The organism is Niastella sp. OAS944, assembly GCA_024809215.1.
Classification (GTDB): Bacteria; Bacteroidota; Bacteroidia; order Chitinophagales; family Chitinophagaceae; genus Niastella.
Genome location: JANUBW010000002.1, coordinates 528,909 through 545,720, shown reverse-complemented (window position 1 = coordinate 545,720; position 16,812 = coordinate 528,909). Strand labels below are relative to the sequence as shown.

At 43.7% G+C, this 16,812-nt stretch carries 15 protein-coding genes; 9 read left to right on the top strand and 6 right to left on the bottom strand.

The genetic code is table 11. The features are described from left to right. Window positions 1–5: 5 nt before the first annotated feature. Window positions 6–1,430, bottom strand: a complete 1,425-nt coding sequence (locus GGD38_RS12790; RefSeq protein ID WP_375300448.1) for a hypothetical protein — start codon at window positions 1,428–1,430, stop codon at window positions 6–8. 245 nt (window positions 1,431–1,675) lie between these two features. Here GGD38_RS12790 and GGD38_RS12785 point away from each other — a divergent pair, with 245 nt between their 5' ends. The 3 genes from GGD38_RS12785 to GGD38_RS12775 all read left to right on the top strand — a co-directional run bounded on the left by GGD38_RS12785 (window position 1,676) and on the right by GGD38_RS12775 (window position 5,176). Further along, window positions 1,676–3,586, top strand: coding sequence for a hypothetical protein (locus GGD38_RS12785; RefSeq protein ID WP_375300449.1), 1,911 nt, complete (start codon window positions 1,676–1,678; stop codon window positions 3,584–3,586). 105 nt (window positions 3,587–3,691) lie between these two features. After that, complete coding sequence (locus GGD38_RS12780; RefSeq protein WP_375300450.1) at window positions 3,692–4,207, top strand: DUF6438 domain-containing protein; 516 nt, start codon at window positions 3,692–3,694, stop codon at window positions 4,205–4,207. Between the two features lie 42 nt (window positions 4,208–4,249). After that, window positions 4,250–5,176 (top strand): ADP-ribosylglycohydrolase family protein, encoded by a 927-nt coding sequence (locus tag GGD38_RS12775; RefSeq protein WP_375300451.1) that lies wholly within the window; start codon window positions 4,250–4,252, stop codon window positions 5,174–5,176. Here the strand turns inward: GGD38_RS12775 and xth are convergent. Together xth and GGD38_RS12765 are read right to left on the bottom strand one after the other, a co-directional pair. Further along, complete coding sequence (xth, locus tag GGD38_RS12770; protein WP_375300452.1) at window positions 5,173–5,949, bottom strand: exodeoxyribonuclease III; 777 nt, start codon at window positions 5,947–5,949, stop codon at window positions 5,173–5,175. The genes GGD38_RS12775 and xth overlap by 4 nt on opposite strands. 44 nt (window positions 5,950–5,993) lie before the next feature. Beyond that, the gene (locus tag GGD38_RS12765; protein ID WP_375300453.1) at window positions 5,994–7,265 is read right to left on the bottom strand and encodes a GH36-type glycosyl hydrolase domain-containing protein; all 1,272 of its coding nucleotides are present in this window, start codon (window positions 7,263–7,265) and stop codon (window positions 5,994–5,996) included. Between the two features lie 373 nt (window positions 7,266–7,638). On the opposite strand from GGD38_RS12765, the gene GGD38_RS12760 reads away from it, so the two are divergent. From GGD38_RS12760 to GGD38_RS12740, 5 genes are all read left to right on the top strand, one after another. Continuing rightward, window positions 7,639–8,613 carry a T9SS type A sorting domain-containing protein gene (locus GGD38_RS12760; RefSeq protein WP_375300454.1) on the top strand — a complete coding sequence of 325 codons (975 nt, stop codon included), beginning with the start codon at window positions 7,639–7,641 and terminating at the stop codon, window positions 8,611–8,613. Between the two features lie 43 nt (window positions 8,614–8,656). Beyond that, window positions 8,657–10,108, top strand: a complete 1,452-nt coding sequence (locus tag GGD38_RS12755; RefSeq protein WP_375300455.1) for a tail fiber domain-containing protein — start codon at window positions 8,657–8,659, stop codon at window positions 10,106–10,108. Window positions 10,109–10,279: 171 nt separating this feature from the next. After that, window positions 10,280–11,056, top strand: a complete 777-nt coding sequence (locus tag GGD38_RS12750; RefSeq protein ID WP_375300456.1) for a hypothetical protein — start codon at window positions 10,280–10,282, stop codon at window positions 11,054–11,056. Window positions 11,057–11,227: 171 nt separating this feature from the next. After that, entirely contained in the window at window positions 11,228–11,617 is a 390-nt protein-coding gene (locus GGD38_RS12745) for a DUF1801 domain-containing protein (RefSeq protein ID WP_375300457.1), read from the top strand. A gap of 205 nt (window positions 11,618–11,822) precedes the next feature. Then, window positions 11,823–12,056, top strand: a complete 234-nt coding sequence (locus GGD38_RS12740; protein ID WP_375300458.1) for a hypothetical protein — start codon at window positions 11,823–11,825, stop codon at window positions 12,054–12,056. A gap of 323 nt (window positions 12,057–12,379) precedes the next feature. On the opposite strand, the gene GGD38_RS12735 is transcribed toward GGD38_RS12740, so the two are convergent. Continuing rightward, window positions 12,380–14,038 (bottom strand): tetratricopeptide repeat protein, encoded by a 1,659-nt coding sequence (locus GGD38_RS12735; RefSeq protein ID WP_375300459.1) that lies wholly within the window; start codon window positions 14,036–14,038, stop codon window positions 12,380–12,382. A 317-nt stretch (window positions 14,039–14,355) separates the two neighbouring features. Here GGD38_RS12735 and yiaA point away from each other — a divergent pair, with 317 nt between their 5' ends. After that, on the top strand, window positions 14,356–14,769 hold the full coding sequence (yiaA, locus tag GGD38_RS12730) for an inner membrane protein YiaA (RefSeq protein ID WP_375300460.1): 414 nt from the start codon (window positions 14,356–14,358) through the stop codon (window positions 14,767–14,769). A gap of 67 nt (window positions 14,770–14,836) precedes the next feature. Here the strand turns inward: yiaA and GGD38_RS12725 are convergent, their stop codons facing one another. Both GGD38_RS12725 and GGD38_RS12720 read right to left on the bottom strand, forming a co-directional pair. Further along, entirely contained in the window at window positions 14,837–15,604 is a 768-nt protein-coding gene (locus tag GGD38_RS12725) for an alpha/beta fold hydrolase (RefSeq protein ID WP_375300461.1), read from the bottom strand. A 161-nt stretch (window positions 15,605–15,765) separates the two neighbouring features. Next, window positions 15,766–16,812 carry a sensor histidine kinase gene (locus GGD38_RS12720; RefSeq protein WP_375300462.1) on the bottom strand — a complete coding sequence of 349 codons (1,047 nt, stop codon included), beginning with the start codon at window positions 16,810–16,812 and terminating at the stop codon, window positions 15,766–15,768.

Sequence of the window (16,812 nt, the reverse complement as noted above, 5' to 3'; positions counted from 1 at the left end):
GAAAATTATTTTATAGAAAGCGTCATGTTCTGCACGTTGATATCAACACTGCTTTCATTATCCTCTGTCCATACTTCTACATAATCGCCGGGAGCTAAAGTAACGGTGCTTACAAGCGAAACTACCTGTATGTCGCCATATGAGGAGTAAACTTTGGTGCGCTGTCTCGATGCCGGTATTTGTACACCATTCTTGTAAATGTAAAAAGAATATACATAGGTGCCGCTGGTGCCAGATGCCGACATGGAAGCTGTTACAATGAACGTACGTGTTTTAGTTCCATCATACATGAGGCGGTTATTGGCTGGCGAGGTAAAGCGCACAAGTTCTGTAGCCGTAGTAGTGCCTGCCACCTTTACCGGCGAGTTCATAGTAAGGATATTTGTATTCGAAGGCGTAGAAATATACAGGGTCCCTGTAGCTACTGCATCTTTCTCTGTATTAAGACCGGCAGCTTCTACTTCCCATTTTTTAGAGAAAGTACCTGTAACCTTCGTTCCTGTGCCAATAAACGCAGTGTTTTTCAGGTTGCCGGCTTCAACTATCGACGTTATACCGGTAACATCAAGTGCCGTTGCTGAGTTTGCCGACATGGGTTGGCCAAAGCCACCCAATTTTTCAATAAGGTTAAAAGTTCCAACCAGTTTTTCAAAAGTACCGGCGTTGGTGCTGAACCAGGCAGTATTATCGAGCAGCAGGGTACTGTTGTTTTGATAGGTTATACCATTGGTGTTGCCTGCATAGTTGATAACGCTAAAGAACACCACATTACCACCTTTTACCAGGCCTACATCTTTACAACCGATCACGTTACAGTCGCGCACTAACATGGTTTCGGTAGCTGCCAGGTCAACGTTGAATAATTTAGCGCCGGTGGTTGAAGCTGTTAGCGTTAATGTTTTTACACTACCGCCTTTAGTACCAGTGAACATTTCGCCGGTTGCAGGCGTATAAACCAGTTTATCGTTGGTTGCATCGGCGCCTACGAGGTAGCAGCCGTTCAGGTTGATCTTAGAGGTAAGCGTAATGGTGCCATTCACTTCATAGGTAGTTCCGGCTGTAAGCGTTATAACACCGCTAACAGGGGCAGGCAGATCGGCTGCCGATTTAACAAGCACATAATTATTACGGGCATTGGCCGATGATTGCACCTGCAGCCATTTGCTGCCGCTCCAAAAGTAAAATCCATCGGTAACGGCGCCGCCTGTGCTGTAAACGATCATACCTGCGGGTACTGTACCTGTTAATGGACTAACCGAATTTACATCGCTAAGGGCAACCCGGGGCGCAAGCAAACCTTTATTGGTGCTTTCCATTTCAACAAGGGAATTAGCATTTATGGTGTTGGGATTGTCGCCAATTTTTATTTGGGCAGAAGAGGTAAGCACTGAACACACGATGGCTGCGGAAAAGAGAATACTCTTTTTCATAAATGTCTTAATTATTGGATTTTATTTGATTTGTATTCCGGTAGGAATGATTGAAGGCCAAAATTCCGAGAATGTGTATTTCTTACAAAAACTGTAGAGTGCTAAATGGAAACAGTAAGTGATTTTGTTTATGCATGTGATGAATAACCTTAAATATATTGTACTGCCTACTTCAAAACTACGTCAGCCCCTGAAAAGAAAGTACTGTATTATATGTAATAAACTGACTCTTATTAAGTTTGCGCATGAGCAGGCAAAGCAGACGTGCGTTTATTCGTACTACAACAGCAGGAAGTGTAGGATGGGCCACCGCAAAGTTCAATGGCCTGGCTGCCCTGGCGGCCCCGTTTGTAGCAGATGATCTTTATTCACTCAGCCATTCGCTTTCCGCTACCTGGGCAGGCAGGCTGTTGGGGTTGCAGATCACCGATGCAACGCAGGGAATTGATTATGGTGGTATTCGTTGCCCCAGCTTTCATCATATTCATGGCCGTATAGGCGATACCATATACCCCTTTATGCATATGGCCCGCCGTACCGGCGATGTTCGCTATATTGATGCCTCGGTACTTTTATTCCGCTGGATGGAGGCGAACGTGAGCCAACCCGATGGTTCGTGGCTGAACGAAAAGAACGACAAATGGAAAGGTATTACCGTTTTTACCGTCATCGCTCTTTGTGAGGCCCTACGTTTTCACGGTGCGCTGATGGATGATAATTTTAAAAGCGCCCTGCACAACAGGCTGCTGAAGGCGGGGGAGTGGATCAATACCAATGTGAATATCGATTACGGCAATATCAATTATCCTATTTCTGCATCCTATGCGCTTTCCCTTCTCGGAACCCTGCTGGATAATGGCAAATTCAGGGAAAAGGGACGCTTACTTGCGCAACAGGCAACCAAATTCTTTACCCAAAACAACCGTTTTGTTTTTGGCGAAGGCACCCCTTATTATGAGCCCAGTAAAAAAGGCTGTTTTTCGGTTGACCTTGGCTACAATGTTGAGGAGAGCCTGCCATCGCTGGCATTATACGGATTGTTGAATAAAGATGAAGAATTACTACAGCTGGTAACGGCTTCTTTGCAAACCCATATGGAGTTTATGTTACCCGATGGCGGTTGGGATAACAGTTGGGGTACCCGCAATTATAAATGGACCTACTGGGGCAGCCGCACTTCCGATGGTTGTCAGCCTGCATATGCATTGCTGGCCAATCGCGATGCCAGGTTTTATAGTGTAGCGTTAAAGAATACACAGCTGTTGCAACAAAACACCCACAACGGTTTGTTATATGGCGGACCGCACTATATTACCCATCGGGTACTACCAAGTGTGCACCATACCTTTTGCCATATAAAAGCGCTTAGTACTATGCTTGATCATGGACATTTACACCGCCCGGCAACTCCTGCGCTTCTTCCGCGCGAAACCAATTACGGCCTTCGCTTTTTTGAGGATATTCAAACCTGGCTTGTTGCTACAGGAAAATACAGGGCTACCGTTACCGGGTACGACAGGGAATACAAAGCCATGCACAACGGACATGCTACCGGTGGTGCATTAAGCATGTTATGGCACCAACAAACAGGCCCCCTGCTGGTAGCCAGCATGAATGCTTACCAGCTTGTTGAAGCCGGTAATATGCAGACTGATGCCGACCCGCTTTCAATGCCGCTAACGTTTAGGGCTGAACTTACCGCTAACGGCGTTGTTTATAGGAATATCGCTTGTCTCGATGCAACCGTTAATGCCAGTGTGCAAGGGGAGGGGGTGGTTATACAAGCCAACTCGAGGTTGGTTGATGAGCGCCAGAACGATCCGCCACAGGGACCGGTGTATTGCCAGGCTGAATATATTTTTACGCCGGAAAAAATAGTGCTTTCCCTCTATTGCAAAAGTAATTTAGCTGCTCATTTGAACGACATACGTATTGTTGTTCCCGTAATAGCTACTTCGCAGGAGAAGGTTGAAATGGTAAATGACAAAAACGTTTATATTTACAAAGCCAGCGCCAGCCTGCATTTGCACGCCGATACACCGCTTACCCGGTTACGTACAACCGCCGATCGTCTTTTTAATTTTGTACCGGGGCTGCAAGCTGTTCCTTTTGTCATACATAAAGCCGCTGGCTCCATTGTTATATCAGTACATTAGTATAACTGTTAATTATTAAGTAAGAAGTTGCATGTTGATAGAAAATGCCGTATTGTTGCGGGATTTTTTAATTGCTTAACACCTGTTTGAAACACAAAAACTACAATGAAAAGACTTACCCTATCAGCCGGGCTTATTGCTGCGGTGGTATTATTCGCCTGCAAATCACAATCGGCCAACACTACAGAAACAGAACCTGCCGATGAATTTAAAGTGGGCAAAGTTGTTTACCATTTGAGCCGTTGCAATGGTTCCTGCCCCAGCATGGACCTCGAGATTGACAGTGCAAGGAATGTATATGTTAACCGCGAGTTCTATAAATCCAAAAGTGAAATGGATTCAGCGAAGAGCGGCATCTTTAAAGGTAAATTAACTGCTGCACAGGATACCCAATTGGTAGCAGTGCTGAAAAAGAGCAATCTCGATAGCCTTGCTTTTCCAGAAGTTGGTATAGCTGATGTATCTGAAACTACCATTATTGTTTACTACAATGGAAAAAGAAAGCACCTGACAAGCGCCCGTCCGCCACAGGAAGCTAATGACCTCATCATGTTCTTAAAATCAGTAGGTAATGATTCAACACTGGTAAGAACAACCGATGTGAAAGAGTTAGAAAAGTAATACGTATCATTAAAAGATGTTTCTCCAAAAACAACCCGATCTATGACAACAATTGACAAGCTGGAACTGGCAAAAACCTCCCTTCTTGGGTTATCGGTTGGGGATGCTTTTGGAGAAACTTTCTTTGGTGTACCAGATGATATTTCGCTTAGGTGGCATCAACGAGGGCTGCAAAGCGGTACCTGGCCTTTTACCGATGATACGGTAATGGGTATTGGGGTTTACAATATCTTATCGAAGTTTGGCACCATTGACCAGGATGAACTGGCTAAAGAGTTTGCTGATAATTACCTGGCAGATGAAAATCGTGGGTATGGTGCAACGGCGCGGCGAATACTGAGGAACATTGCTGAAGATGGAGATTGGATGGATGCAAGCAACAGTGTGTTTGAAGGAATGGGTTCTGTGGGGAATGGCGCCGCCATGCGTAGTGGGCCTGTTGGCGCTTATTTTTATGAGAATACAGCTGAAGTAATTGAACAGGCCCGGTTAGCTGCCTACGTTACACATGCGCATGCCGAAGGTGTTGCCGGTGGTATTGCAGTTGCATTGGCAGCCTGTATTTGTACCCGCTATGGTTTGAATAAAGAGCCTTTATCTGCAGATACATTTTACGATTTTGTTATTGACAATATGCCGGCTAGTGAAGTGAGGGCCAAAATACAAAAGGCAAAAACACTTCCCGGCGATTACGATATCAGGACCATTGTTTCTGTATTGGGAAATGGCACCAATTTAATGGCAACAGATACCGTTCCATTAACATTATGGTGTGCCGCCAATAACAGCAATTCGTATGAAGATGCCATCTGGCGCGGCTTAAATGCTTTAGGCGACCGCGATACTATTGCTGCTATTATAGGAAGCATAGTGGTCATGTGTGCCGGCGTAAATAGTATCCCCGCACAATGGATCAAACAAGCTGAAAGCTTTAGTGAATCTTCTTTCTTTAATAAGGCTGCTTCTTAAGCATCTTTCAACTCAATCCAAACCGGACAATGATCGCTTGATTTTTCCCAACCACGAACTTCGCGGTCAACACCTGCAGCCAGCAATCTTCCTTCAATAGCGGGGTTTAATAAAAAGTGATCGATACGCAAGCCCGCATTACGTTCATAAGCCTGGCGGAAATAATCAAAGAAAGTATAGATGATGTCATCGGGGTAAAGCTTTCTTATGGCATCCGTCCAACCCTGATCTACCAGCTTTTTAAATGCTGCACGTGTTTCGGGGCGGAACAGGGCATCGTTCACCCATCGTTCGGGTTTATACACGTCTTTTTCTGTAGGCATTACATTATAGTCGCCGGTTAAAATAACAGGTTTATTTTGCTTTAAAAGCCCTGCAGCATGGTTTGTCAATCGTTCGAACCAGGCCAGCTTGTAATCGAACTTTGGACCAGGCGCAGGATTACCATTTGGTAAATACAAACAACCAATGGTTATATCGTTTACTGTTGCTTCAATATAGCGGCTATGTACATCCTCTGGGTCGCCGGGTAAACCTCTTTGTGTTTCAACCGGCTGGCCATGCTTTGATAAAATGGCTACACCATTCCAGCTTTTTTGTCCATGCCAGATGGCGTGATAACCGGCATCAAGAATAACCTGCTCAGGAAATTTTTCCTGGGGCGCTTTCAGTTCCTGTAAACATGCCACATCGGGCGCAGTTTCTTTTAACCAGCGAAGCAGCACCGGCAGGCGGCTGCTTATTCCATTCACATTATAGGTAGCGATCTTCATGTTATGTATTAGTAAGCCCGAATATAGTAATTGAAAACAGATATTCAATTTTTCTCTTTTAATAACATAATAGCCGTCCATAATACACCCGCTTCGCCTTTAAAACTGGAGGAGCCTTTGGGTTCATTGGCAGGTGTGTACCATTCGTAAAAGCCTTTATTCTTTAGTACCCGGGTAAGCATTGGTTGCAGCGCTTCTTTGGCTTCGTTCATTAAATCGTATCTCAATAACTGCGTTACCATTCTGCCGCCAAACCACGTCCAGTCGCCACCGTTTTGGTAAGAGTAAGGGCCCATGCCTTTGTTCTTAAAGGTGCCTTCGGGATAAACAGGATATAAGGTAAGCCCGATAGTGGCTGCATGCGCCTGTTTTACATTTTCCTGCATTTTATGATAGGCTTGTTTCACTTCGCGTTTACTTAATAAACCGGCTTCAATGGCAACAGTAGTGCCGCCGTGATAATATACTTCCGATTCATTGAACGATGCAGGAAAAGGCGAGTTGGTTAAGTATATATGTGCACGATATTTTTCTTTAGCAGCATCCCACAAATGTTTACGAATATTCTTCTTAATTCTATTCCTGGTGTTTGTCCAATAACGCCATTCACCAGGCATTAGCTGTGCAATTGTAAGATAGTCGTCGATGGCTATCACAAACATGGCGTTATCGTATATGTCAATGGCCTTGTGGGTATCGGCATTCAATTCAACACCCCAGTCGTGCTCGGGTTGTACATCGCCCCAATCGGCAGTTGTTGCGCCCCAAAGCAAACCATAGGTACTATCGTAGCGGGCATTCATTAAAAAATGCAGGGCCATTCCCAAACGTTGTTCAATACTTGTACCTGCAATGGTATCAGAAAGAATGGACCTGTCACCCGTGTTACGAATGTATTTGGCAACAGCCTGTACAAGCGAGGTTTCCTGATCGGTTTCAACGGTGTTCTTATGACCGGCATAATCGGGCGCCAGGTTGGTGTAATAGTAATTGTAACCAGCGCCTGCAGTTTTGGCTTTGGGCACATAGCCGTCGAGGATAGCGCCATCTTTTTGCTGAAAAAGGAAAAAGGTGGTAAGGCTTTTTCTGATGGAGGCCCTGTCATGCACCTTACAGGCTACATCCATAAAGGTGTTGAAGTCCCTGATCCACACTTCGCCATAGCCATCACCAGCGTTAAAACCTTTTTTTATCAGGTCTTCGGCCATGGTCTTCACCGAATCGGCCAACGGTATAATATTTTTCTGTTGGCCAAAAGAAGGTGAATGGCACCATAGCAGAAGACATACAATAATATTAATGGGGTTTACATTCATTCGAATGAATTATAGATGCATAAGTTACATCATTTAACTTATTCATCCGGGAACGGAAATGAAATTTCTGTTCTACCCTGTGTAATTTTTATAGTGGCCGATGTTTCTTTCATTAAGGTCAATAAGGCTGCATCGAGCTCAATAGTAAACCAATGTTTTCCCCTGTGGTATTCCAGCTCATATGATTTTAACGGTGACCGTTGGCATAAATACAATTTTCTTAACTACTTCAAATGCAAATAGTGGTCTGTGTTACCCGGGGGCTTTAAGGTAGCAACATCGGTATTACATTTTTTAATCAATAATTTTCGCTTTACCTATGATATGTCGTTTTTACGTCATATTTTGCGCGCTTAACCCTACTAATGCCCTTATGAAGAAACTCGTTGTTGTATGTTCTCTTGCATTCACAGTTAGCGCCAGTGCCCAGGTTAGTATAGGTGCCGATGGTATTTCCCTGGTAGCCGGTACTACGCTTTCAGCGGAAGGACTTGTTCTCACGCCTCAGGGTAACTTAGATTTAGCTAATACTACAATACAAAGAAGTAACACACCGGTAAATATAGGTAGCAGCGTTTATAGCATAGCCAATGTCATTAATTTTAGCTCGCCAATAGCTTTTACCGGAACTGTACGTTTAAATTACCTGGATGCGGAACTGAATAGTATTCCCGAATCACAACTATTGATGGCTTATAAGTCAACTTCGGTATGGGCCACTTCTTCTACCTCCGCTGTTAATACAACCGATAACTATGTTGAGGAAACGGTTTCATCAAAGACATTTGATGGTGTTACTGCTTCACCCGTATACATAGCATTACCTGTTTCGCTTACTTCATTTACGGCAAAACGACAAACAGATATAAGTGTGTTGTTACGCTGGACAACTGTTTCTGAATTACAGAACAGTCATTTTGCTATAGAACGGAGTAGTGATGGCGTTCAGTACAAGGTCATCGGCATTGTTCAGGCTTCTGGTAATGCAATGGGCTTTACATATTCATTTACTGATAGCGATCCGTTGGAGGGCGCCAATTATTACCGGCTAAAACAATATGATCTCGATGGCCGCGAACAGGTATATGGTGTTCGGTTGATACAATTTGAAAATGTAGCAACAGCCCTGGGACTATATCCCAACCCGGTTACCAACACCTTTAAACTGGTTTTGTCAACTATTCCGGCCAAACCATTGAGCTATTCTATCCAAAATGTATCAGGACAGATCATGCAGGCGGGCATCATTTCATTGCGTGAGCAATGGCTTGAAACCAGCGGATTGGCGGCCGGCGTGTATGTGTTGAGCCTTGAGAACGGTCAGGCCGTTCGGTTCTTTAAAAAATAAATCTGTATAACTATATTATTCCCCCGAAATGAAACCCTTACTCATGAGACCAGGATTTTTAATGCTGCCATTATTTGCTTTCGCTATAAGCGCTAAAGCCCAATTGGGCATTGGTACTACAACGCCCGATGCCAGCGCGCAATTACATGTTGAATCAACCAGCAAAGGGGTATTGGTGCCACGCGTTACCAGTACGGCTAATGTAACCAGTCCGGCAAAAGGATTGCTGGTATACCAAACCGGTGGCACCGAAGGCTTTTATTATAACAGCGGAACATCGGCAAGCCCCAATTGGGTACAGGTGCTTGCAGGTAATTATGTACAATTGGCACCTTCGGCACAGCAAACTTCCAATAGTACAAACAGCCTTATTAATGTAAAGCTTGTTGGCACAACCGGATTGGGTGTTGCAGGTACAAATGCCCTTGTTTCTCTTAGTGCCAGCGGTACTTATACTGATGGCAATACCCACGATAAAGAACGTTTCAGGGTTGATAACGACGGCAGCATTTTGGCTGTAAGTGACTACAATGGCGGAGTAACCGGCTCCGGTGTTCCTATTGAAGGTTCAGGTACCCGTTTTGTGTGGTACGCCCAGAAAGCTGCTTTTCGCGCGGGCAGCATAGATGGCACACAATGGGATGATGCAAACATTGGCTTGTATTCAACAGCGTTGGGTGAAAATGTACGCGCCCTTGGCGACAATGCGATCGCATTCGGTAAAAGTACGGTTGCAGCAGGTTCAAGAACTGTTGCTTTTGGGGAGGGGTGTACTGCAACCGGTGCAAATTCTGTGGCGCTTGGTTACGGATCTTCTACCTCTACATCAGCAGGTTCACCAAGGCAAGGGTCTTTTGTATTTTCCGACCGGTCAGTTCCGCTTGTTTATTCCTTTGGATCAAATATCGATGCAAGCTCACAGTTTCACCCTACCGTAAGCCACTCTTTCAACGTACGCGCTACGGGCGGTAGCTACTTTTATACCAACACGGCGCTTACTACCGGCCTGACTTTTAAAAATACTGATGCAAGCTTGATTTGTGCCAATAATTCGCTTAAGCTGAATAGCGATGGAAGCACCACCATTACCAGTGAGATGTACGGAAACGCGGGGGTATCACTTTCTGCAGGTGGTGGTTCATGGGCTTCGCTTTCGGATGTGAATATGAAGGAGAATTTTGCTACTGTTGATGGGGAAGAACTGCTTGAGCGTTTACGTATGGTGCCAATCACTTCCTGGAACTATAAGACACAGGACAGCAATATTCGTCATATTGGCCCCATGGCGCAGGACTTTGCCGCGGCCTTTAATGTGGGTGAAGATAACAGGCATATTGCAACCATAGATCCCGATGGGGTGGCGCTTGCCGGCGTTCAGGCGCTCGACAACCGCACCAACAATCAGCAGTTGCGCATTGAGCAATTGCAAAAAGAAAATAAGGAACTGAAAGAGCGGCTTGAAAGGCTGGAGAAATTGTTGATGAACGATAAATAGATCTAACTTATATACTATGTATTTTAAACAAAGCAGCTTCGCGAGAGGCTGCTTTTGTTTTAACATATCTGATGTTTTTAAATGTCTATTTTGGAGCCAGGTTAAACACTTATTAATATGTCTTTGCCAGGTAATTCCCAGGACTATTTTAAGATATTCTTTTTTATTCTCATGTTGACATTTCTCGCCAACCAAAACGCTTTTTCGCAGAATAAAAGCCTTGCCACAGAAGAAGATAAGCTGGCGAAACTGTATTCAAAAATGTTGTCTTTTACCCATGTTAGCTATGATAGTATTGAGGGATATTCCAATAAATTTGAAAAGGAATTTACCCGGTTTATTCAAAACAATCCAGGTACATTAAAATATCCTTTTGAGAAGTTTTCAGACAGCAGCATTTGCGCAGTAGAAACATCCAGCGATGGAAACTTTCGCATTTATACCTGGGACACCTGGGTTGGCGGCACGCAGCATTTTTATAAAGCCATTTATCAGTGGAAAGCCAATGGTAAGGTGTTTACAAAAGTGCCTGCTATTGAAGACGGTGATGGGGGAGAAGACTGTTCTGCTATGTATACCGTTACAATAAATAACAAGCCATATTATTTAGCAGTGATGAATAGTATAGGTTCTACAATGTATGGCGGGCAGTCTGTTTCGGCTTTCACAATTGATGGCAATAAATTGAATGACACAGTTAAGCTTTTCAAAACCAGAACCGCAAAGCTTAACAGAATACATATAGGATTTGAATTTGCCAGTATTGAAGATCAGCGGGAGTTAATTGTGTATGATAGTAAGTTGAAAATAGTATACATACCACTGGTAGATGAACATCAAAAGGTAACAAAAAAGAATCTGCTGTATCAATTGAAAGGCCACTACTTTATATACATTGGGGTTGAAACCGGCTGGCGTAGAACATCGAATGCCATTGATATGAAGTAACAGGGTTGGCCGGTCCCGAACGTCATAGTTGGCTACTTACGTGCATCTAAACAACTTCGACCCCGATCTTTTAAAGAAACCCGCAAAAAACGATGAACCACGGGTTGAAACCGGCTAAACGTGAATCAGAATAAAAAACTCCGTATATTCAAATCTCTAAACGCTTATTTTATGCATCCCGATGTTCAGGCTTATAACAATAACCAATCTCCTGAAGAGAAGGCGATCTGCGATCTGCTGGCAAAAGAAATAGATGCCGCACTGCCCGATGCAGAGAATAAGATCTGGCATGCCCACCCGGTTTGGTTTTTAGCAGGTAACCCTGTTGTTGGGTATAGCAAACTAAAGGGTGGTATTCGGCTGTTATTCTGGAGCGGTCAAAGTTTTGATGAAGCCGGTCTGCAAAAGGAGGGAAGCTTTAAGGCAGCAGAGGCCCGGTATATAGAATCAAAGCAAGTGAATAAAACCGATCTCAAACGTTGGTTGAAAAAGGCACGTGACATTCAATGGGATTATAAGAACATTGTAAAACGGAAAGGCGTACTGGAAAGGTTAAAGTGAGGGTATTGTTGAATAATTAGCCTGCCCCAATTCAGTAATTGAGATAGTCGATCAGGTTTTTGAGATCCCAAATCAGGTAATAGCCTCTCCCAATCAGGTAATAGCCTCTCCCAATCAGGTAATAGCCTCTCCCAATCGGGTAATAGCCTCTCCCAATCGGGTAATAGCCTTCACAAATCAGGTAATAGCCTCTCCCAATCAGGTAATGGCCTCTCCCAACCAGGTAATAGCCTTCACCAATCAGGTAATAGCCTCTCCCAATCGAGTAATAGCCTTCGCCAATCAGGTAGTAGCCTCTCCCAACCAGGTAATAGCCTTCACCAATCAGGTAACAGCCTCTCCCAATCGAGTAATAGCCTTCGCCAATCAGGTAGTAGCCTTCGCCAATCAGGTAATAGCCTTTGCCCAATCAGGTAATAGCCTTCGCCCAATCAGGTAAAGCCTGTACCCAACTTGTTTAGTGAAAAACTGAGTTGGGTGAGGCCCAATACCGGTTGGTAATGTCAAATTCCCGGATAGGTGTAATGAAAAACTGAGCTGGTAATGTCAAAAACTGAGTTGGTAATATCAAATACTGAATTGGCAACGTCAAATGCCGGGTTGGAGTGAGGTAAACCCCACTGGCGAAGACTACAATCCGATTGGCGAAGGCAATAAATGACTTGGTTACAGGTGTATATTGAAAAATCCATTCAAAAACCAGGTTAATGACCTCAGATTTGAGGTTATGAACGGAGAACTATGAACCAAGAACTGAAATAATTACTGTGCCTTTGCCACAGCTGTAGTTTTGGGAGCTGTAATTGCAGCAATGAGCTTGGAATAATAATCTGCCAGGTCCTTTTTGCCGCATAAGGCAGCCGATTGTGAGGCGCCGTTCAAACCATTATACCTGTTGGGATGCTTTTCCAGGTCGGCCTGGTAGGCTTCCAGGGCTTGTTCTGAGTCTTTTAATTCAAGGTACATATCGCCCAGCAATTCACGGGCGGGTAATACTTCGCCCGGTGTAACAGGATGCTTTTCGGTTTTGTCTTCCATATCTGTCGCCAGGCTCATTCTTTCCAGCGCACCTGCCTTATTGCCCTGTTTCAACAAGATCCAGCCTTCTACCGCTTTTATCTGAATGTCTACCTGGTTGGCCTTATAGCTTTCTTTTTTTGCCAGCAGATCATTGCGCAGCTGATTTAAAATGGCCAATTCGTTTTTTGCGCTATCAACTTTGTTGGTATGAATAAAACCCAGCGCCCGGGCAAAATGTATAATGGCCCGTTGCCAGGGAAATTGTTGCATGGGAAAACCGGCTGGCGTGGTGGTTAATTGCGTTGCTTCTTTCCACAACCTGTTTTCCAGCACATACCGGGCAGGAATAGCGGCAAAGGTATAGGCGCCTTTGAAGTTGGGGGGCGAAACCTGATTGAATGTATTCAGGTAGTCCCATTGTTCTTTGGCATGCTTCAGGTCTTTCTTTTGTAAATAGGCATACACTACGTAGTCCATGGCGTGCAGCTCTTCATCCCAATGGCCTTTTATCCCTGAATTTTCTGCATAACATTTGGCTGCTGACATCGATGCCAGGTTCGATTGTATACTTTCATCCCACATACCTAAACGAATAAAGATGTGCGATGGCATATGCTGCGCATGGGCCGATGCTGATGCTACCGATGCATATTTTTGCGCCGCCGGTAATGCCTGGTCGGCCAGTTCGGGATAATCGTACGTGTGAATGATATAATGTATGATACCGGGATGGTAAGGCGCACTTGCATAAAGGCCGTTGAGTATTTGCCCGGCCTTTTTTTGTTTTACATAGGTTTTATCGGCGGGGTCCGCTGCCGCATCGATGGCCAATGCATAAAAGATCGTTGCTTCTTTATCGTTGGGATATTTTTCCGATAAAGATCTCATTGCTGCTTCATATTGGTTGCAGCGGGTACGATGGTCGAGTTTTTCCCAATTGTTATAATAGGCAAGTAAGGCATTTATATAATCTGCTTCGCGAGGCGTTTTAGGTTCAATTGATTTTGCAATTTCCAATGCCTTTTGACCTTTTGTTAATTCGGGTGTTTCGGGCGGCGTCCATAAGGGATGAAAATTACACATGGCAACACCCCAGTAAGCCATGGCGCAGTGTTGATCATACTGAATTATTTTGGCGAATACTTTTTCTGCTTCATCGTATTCAAATGAATGCAGCAAGGCAATGGCAAAGTTGAATTGTTTGGTAAGACTATCATCACCCGAAATAATAAACGAAACTTTACCCACACCTTTATCATCAGGGCCGCAAAGTATTACATCGCCTGTTTTTAAATTGATAGCGTTTATCTCTTTGGCAAGCATCGGTTGTTTTCTTTCCCTGCATGAAAATAGCAACACAATAAACAGTACAGCTGTGGTAGTAGATAAGTGTCTGTTCATGATCTTTATCAATTTTAATGGCAAACATTATGTGCAGAGTGCGGATGTGACAGTACTTAAAGATAGAATTATTATGCCGGATATCCATTTGTAAGATAATTCCCGCCTGTCGGCCGGAAATTCCAAAAAATCAAGATCCAGGAACCAAATAAATTCAACCCATGCTTTTATATTGTAGTTTTTTTTGGTATTTATTTTTTGGTTCTTGTATTTTGAGATTTGGGATTTTTTCCAGGTATTTTAGCGTTATAGTGTCTTTTTTGTGAATATTTTATGGATTTTGACTATATCTTTATTGACCTTAAAACAAACAACCCATGAACCAAAAACCATCAAATGCCTTTATTGCTGCATCCTGGATAGCGCTTGGCGCAGGTATGCTTGGCTTTTTAATAGGCTTATGGCGTGCTGAAATGCAGCTGAATGAAAAGGGATATTATTTTACGGTTTTAATGTTCGGTCTTTTTGCTGTTATCTCTGTTCAAAAAAGTGTTCGGGACAGATTGGAAGGTATTCCCGTTACCGATATCTATTATGGCTTAAGCTGGTTCTGTACCATTCTGGCAGTTGTATTGCTTGTAGTGGGGTTATGGAATGCCGCCATTTTGCCCAGCGAAAAGGGTTATTATGCGTTTTCTTTCCTGCTGGCTTTGTTTGGCGCTATTGCCGTGCAAAAGAACACCCGCGATGCAAAAATACTGGGAAGTAAAAAAGATGCAAACGAACAATAATTGAATTTGAACTGCGTTTTAATAACGAACCCCGTCCCGGTTAATCCTGGGGCGGGGTTTTTATTTTTCAGCTATCGAGGAATTCCTCTATCAGCGGCATTATGGCTGCTGCATCTTTCTTTCCATTTTTTGATGTTGTAAGTTCGCCAATGTATTGGCCATGGATACCTGGTAATATGGCCAGGCGGCAATTGGCAATTAACCGGTACATTTCAACGGTGTTTTCAACCGTCATTACATCATTATCACCATTTATAAGCAGGGTATGTGCTGTAATCGATCTTATTTGATCATCGGTCCAGTCTTTGAATGCGATCATTCTGTCGCGGTCTCTTTCAAACATAATTTGCAACCTTTCTTTATCTGGTGTCAATGCCAGAAAAGCTTCGTGGTAGGGTTTGGGCATATTGTCGATCGTAACCCCATTCATGCCCTCAAAAAAGCCGGGTATAAAACCACTTCTTTTGTAAGGAGCGGCGGCCATAATCAGCTTATGAATTATATGAGGGTGCCTAAGCGCCAGTTCAATACAGGTATGTCCGCCGTTGCTGAAACCAAAGAAAGATGCTTTGTTTATATTCAAATGTTGTAACAGTGCTGCTACATCATCGGCATCCTGCGAAAAGGTTTGTGGTTCCATTCTATAGCCGCTACGGCCATGGTTTTGCAGTTCAATGGCAATGACGCGGTACTTGTTTGCGAGCAACGGAATTAAGTTGCCAAAGGTGGTTTGTATGGTTGAACCACCGCCATGTAACAATACTAACGGTTGGCCATCACCGTATATTTCATAATATATTTTAATGCCGTTCACCTGGGCGTGATCGTTTATCATATGGCTTTATTTTCGTACAATATAACCTATAAAAAGCAAAAAGCTCCTGATCGTTTATCAGAAGCTTTTGCGTACGTTACAATGCTCAATTACTTTGCATTGACAGTAACAGGTACCTTATTCAACACATTTCAATTGCACCCTGTTATATGTATTGGTTTTCAAATAGGAATCGTAATATGCAGCCGGCAACCTTTGCCCGGCGAGGTAATGATCTCACTGTTACCATAGAGGTGCTTAGCCCGTTCTCTTATGTTTATCAATCCAATTCCGTCTACCTGGTGGTTAAGGTCGAAACCGATGCCATCATCGTCTATGATCAACTCTACATGTTTATCATCGGTTTCGAGGGTCATAACCACCGTCTTGGCTCTGCTGTGCTCTATGATGTTCCTGAATTGTTCCTGCAGGATACGATATATGTTTACTTTCTTATGGTCGGAAATTAGTTCTTCATTGAAATGATGGATCCCGAATATGATATTTATTTTGTGGATCTGTTTTACGTCTTCAATAAAAGCTTTTACACTTTCGAGTAGGGTATCTTTTTGTAGTTTTTGTAACACCATGCCGCGCGATAGCTTCCTGATCTCGTCTATTGCTTCTTTCAATAATTGAATGGTTACACTTTTTGCTTTCTGGTTCTCTGTTTTATATACCTGCACCAGGTCGAGGTGCAGTTTGGCGGAACAGAGAAGCTGGTTCACATTATCATGTAGCTCCTGTCCAATCACCAGCCGCTCATGGTCCAGCATTTTGAGTAACATATCGCTTAGCGCGGTGTCATTGTTTTTATGGGTAGGTGCAGATGGTTGAATGGTGGATGCATTCTCTGCCTGCAGGGCCGCTGAGCTGCTATGGCCTGCGCACAGGATACAACCTTTCGCCTCTTTTCCGGAAACGAGTTGAAAGAATGACCATTTATATACTATCTGCCTGGTTGGGCCTGAATAGGTATACAGATTAATTGGGAAGGATTGATAGGGGTTTTCATTGGATGCCAGTAGGGTAGTGAATACTTCGCGATCGGTTTCAGACAGCAACGATTGAAAATAATCCAGTTGGCGGGATGTGCCCGGGCCAAAGGTTGTGTTCATGGCTGTATTCATAGAATGAATTCTGCCGTCGTGATCAATGATAGCATAATACACCGCTTCTGATTGGCCTTTTGGCAAACCATCGGGTGACCATCCGTCACTCAATTTCAT

Excerpts from the sequence above, each read along its gene's own strand:
- GGD38_RS12735 (WP_375300459.1), bottom strand. The coding sequence starts at position 14,038 with ATGAACAGACACTTATCTACTACCACAGCTGTACTGTTTATTGTGTTG.
- GGD38_RS12740 (WP_375300458.1), top strand. The coding sequence starts at position 11,823 with ATGGCCTCTCCCAACCAGGTAATAGCCTTCACCAATCAGGTAATAGCC.
- GGD38_RS12745 (WP_375300457.1), top strand. The coding sequence starts at position 11,228 with ATGCATCCCGATGTTCAGGCTTATAACAATAACCAATCTCCTGAAGAG.
- yiaA (WP_375300460.1), top strand. The coding sequence starts at position 14,356 with ATGAACCAAAAACCATCAAATGCCTTTATTGCTGCATCCTGGATAGCG.
- GGD38_RS12765 (WP_375300453.1), bottom strand. The coding sequence starts at position 7,265 with ATGAATGTAAACCCCATTAATATTATTGTATGTCTTCTGCTATGGTGC.
- GGD38_RS12785 (WP_375300449.1), top strand. The coding sequence starts at position 1,676 with ATGAGCAGGCAAAGCAGACGTGCGTTTATTCGTACTACAACAGCAGGA.
- xth (WP_375300452.1), bottom strand. The coding sequence starts at position 5,949 with ATGAAGATCGCTACCTATAATGTGAATGGAATAAGCAGCCGCCTGCCG.
- GGD38_RS12750 (WP_375300456.1), top strand. The coding sequence starts at position 10,280 with ATGTTGACATTTCTCGCCAACCAAAACGCTTTTTCGCAGAATAAAAGC.
- GGD38_RS12720 (WP_375300462.1), bottom strand. The coding sequence starts at position 16,812 with ATGAAATTGAGTGACGGATGGTCACCCGATGGTTTGCCAAAAGGCCAA.
- GGD38_RS12725 (WP_375300461.1), bottom strand. The coding sequence starts at position 15,604 with ATGATAAACGATCACGCCCAGGTGAACGGCATTAAAATATATTATGAA.
- GGD38_RS12780 (WP_375300450.1), top strand. The coding sequence starts at position 3,692 with ATGAAAAGACTTACCCTATCAGCCGGGCTTATTGCTGCGGTGGTATTA.
- GGD38_RS12790 (WP_375300448.1), bottom strand. The coding sequence starts at position 1,430 with ATGAAAAAGAGTATTCTCTTTTCCGCAGCCATCGTGTGTTCAGTGCTT.
- GGD38_RS12755 (WP_375300455.1), top strand. The coding sequence starts at position 8,657 with ATGAGACCAGGATTTTTAATGCTGCCATTATTTGCTTTCGCTATAAGC.
- GGD38_RS12775 (WP_375300451.1), top strand. The coding sequence starts at position 4,250 with ATGACAACAATTGACAAGCTGGAACTGGCAAAAACCTCCCTTCTTGGG.
- GGD38_RS12760 (WP_375300454.1), top strand. The coding sequence starts at position 7,639 with ATGAAGAAACTCGTTGTTGTATGTTCTCTTGCATTCACAGTTAGCGCC.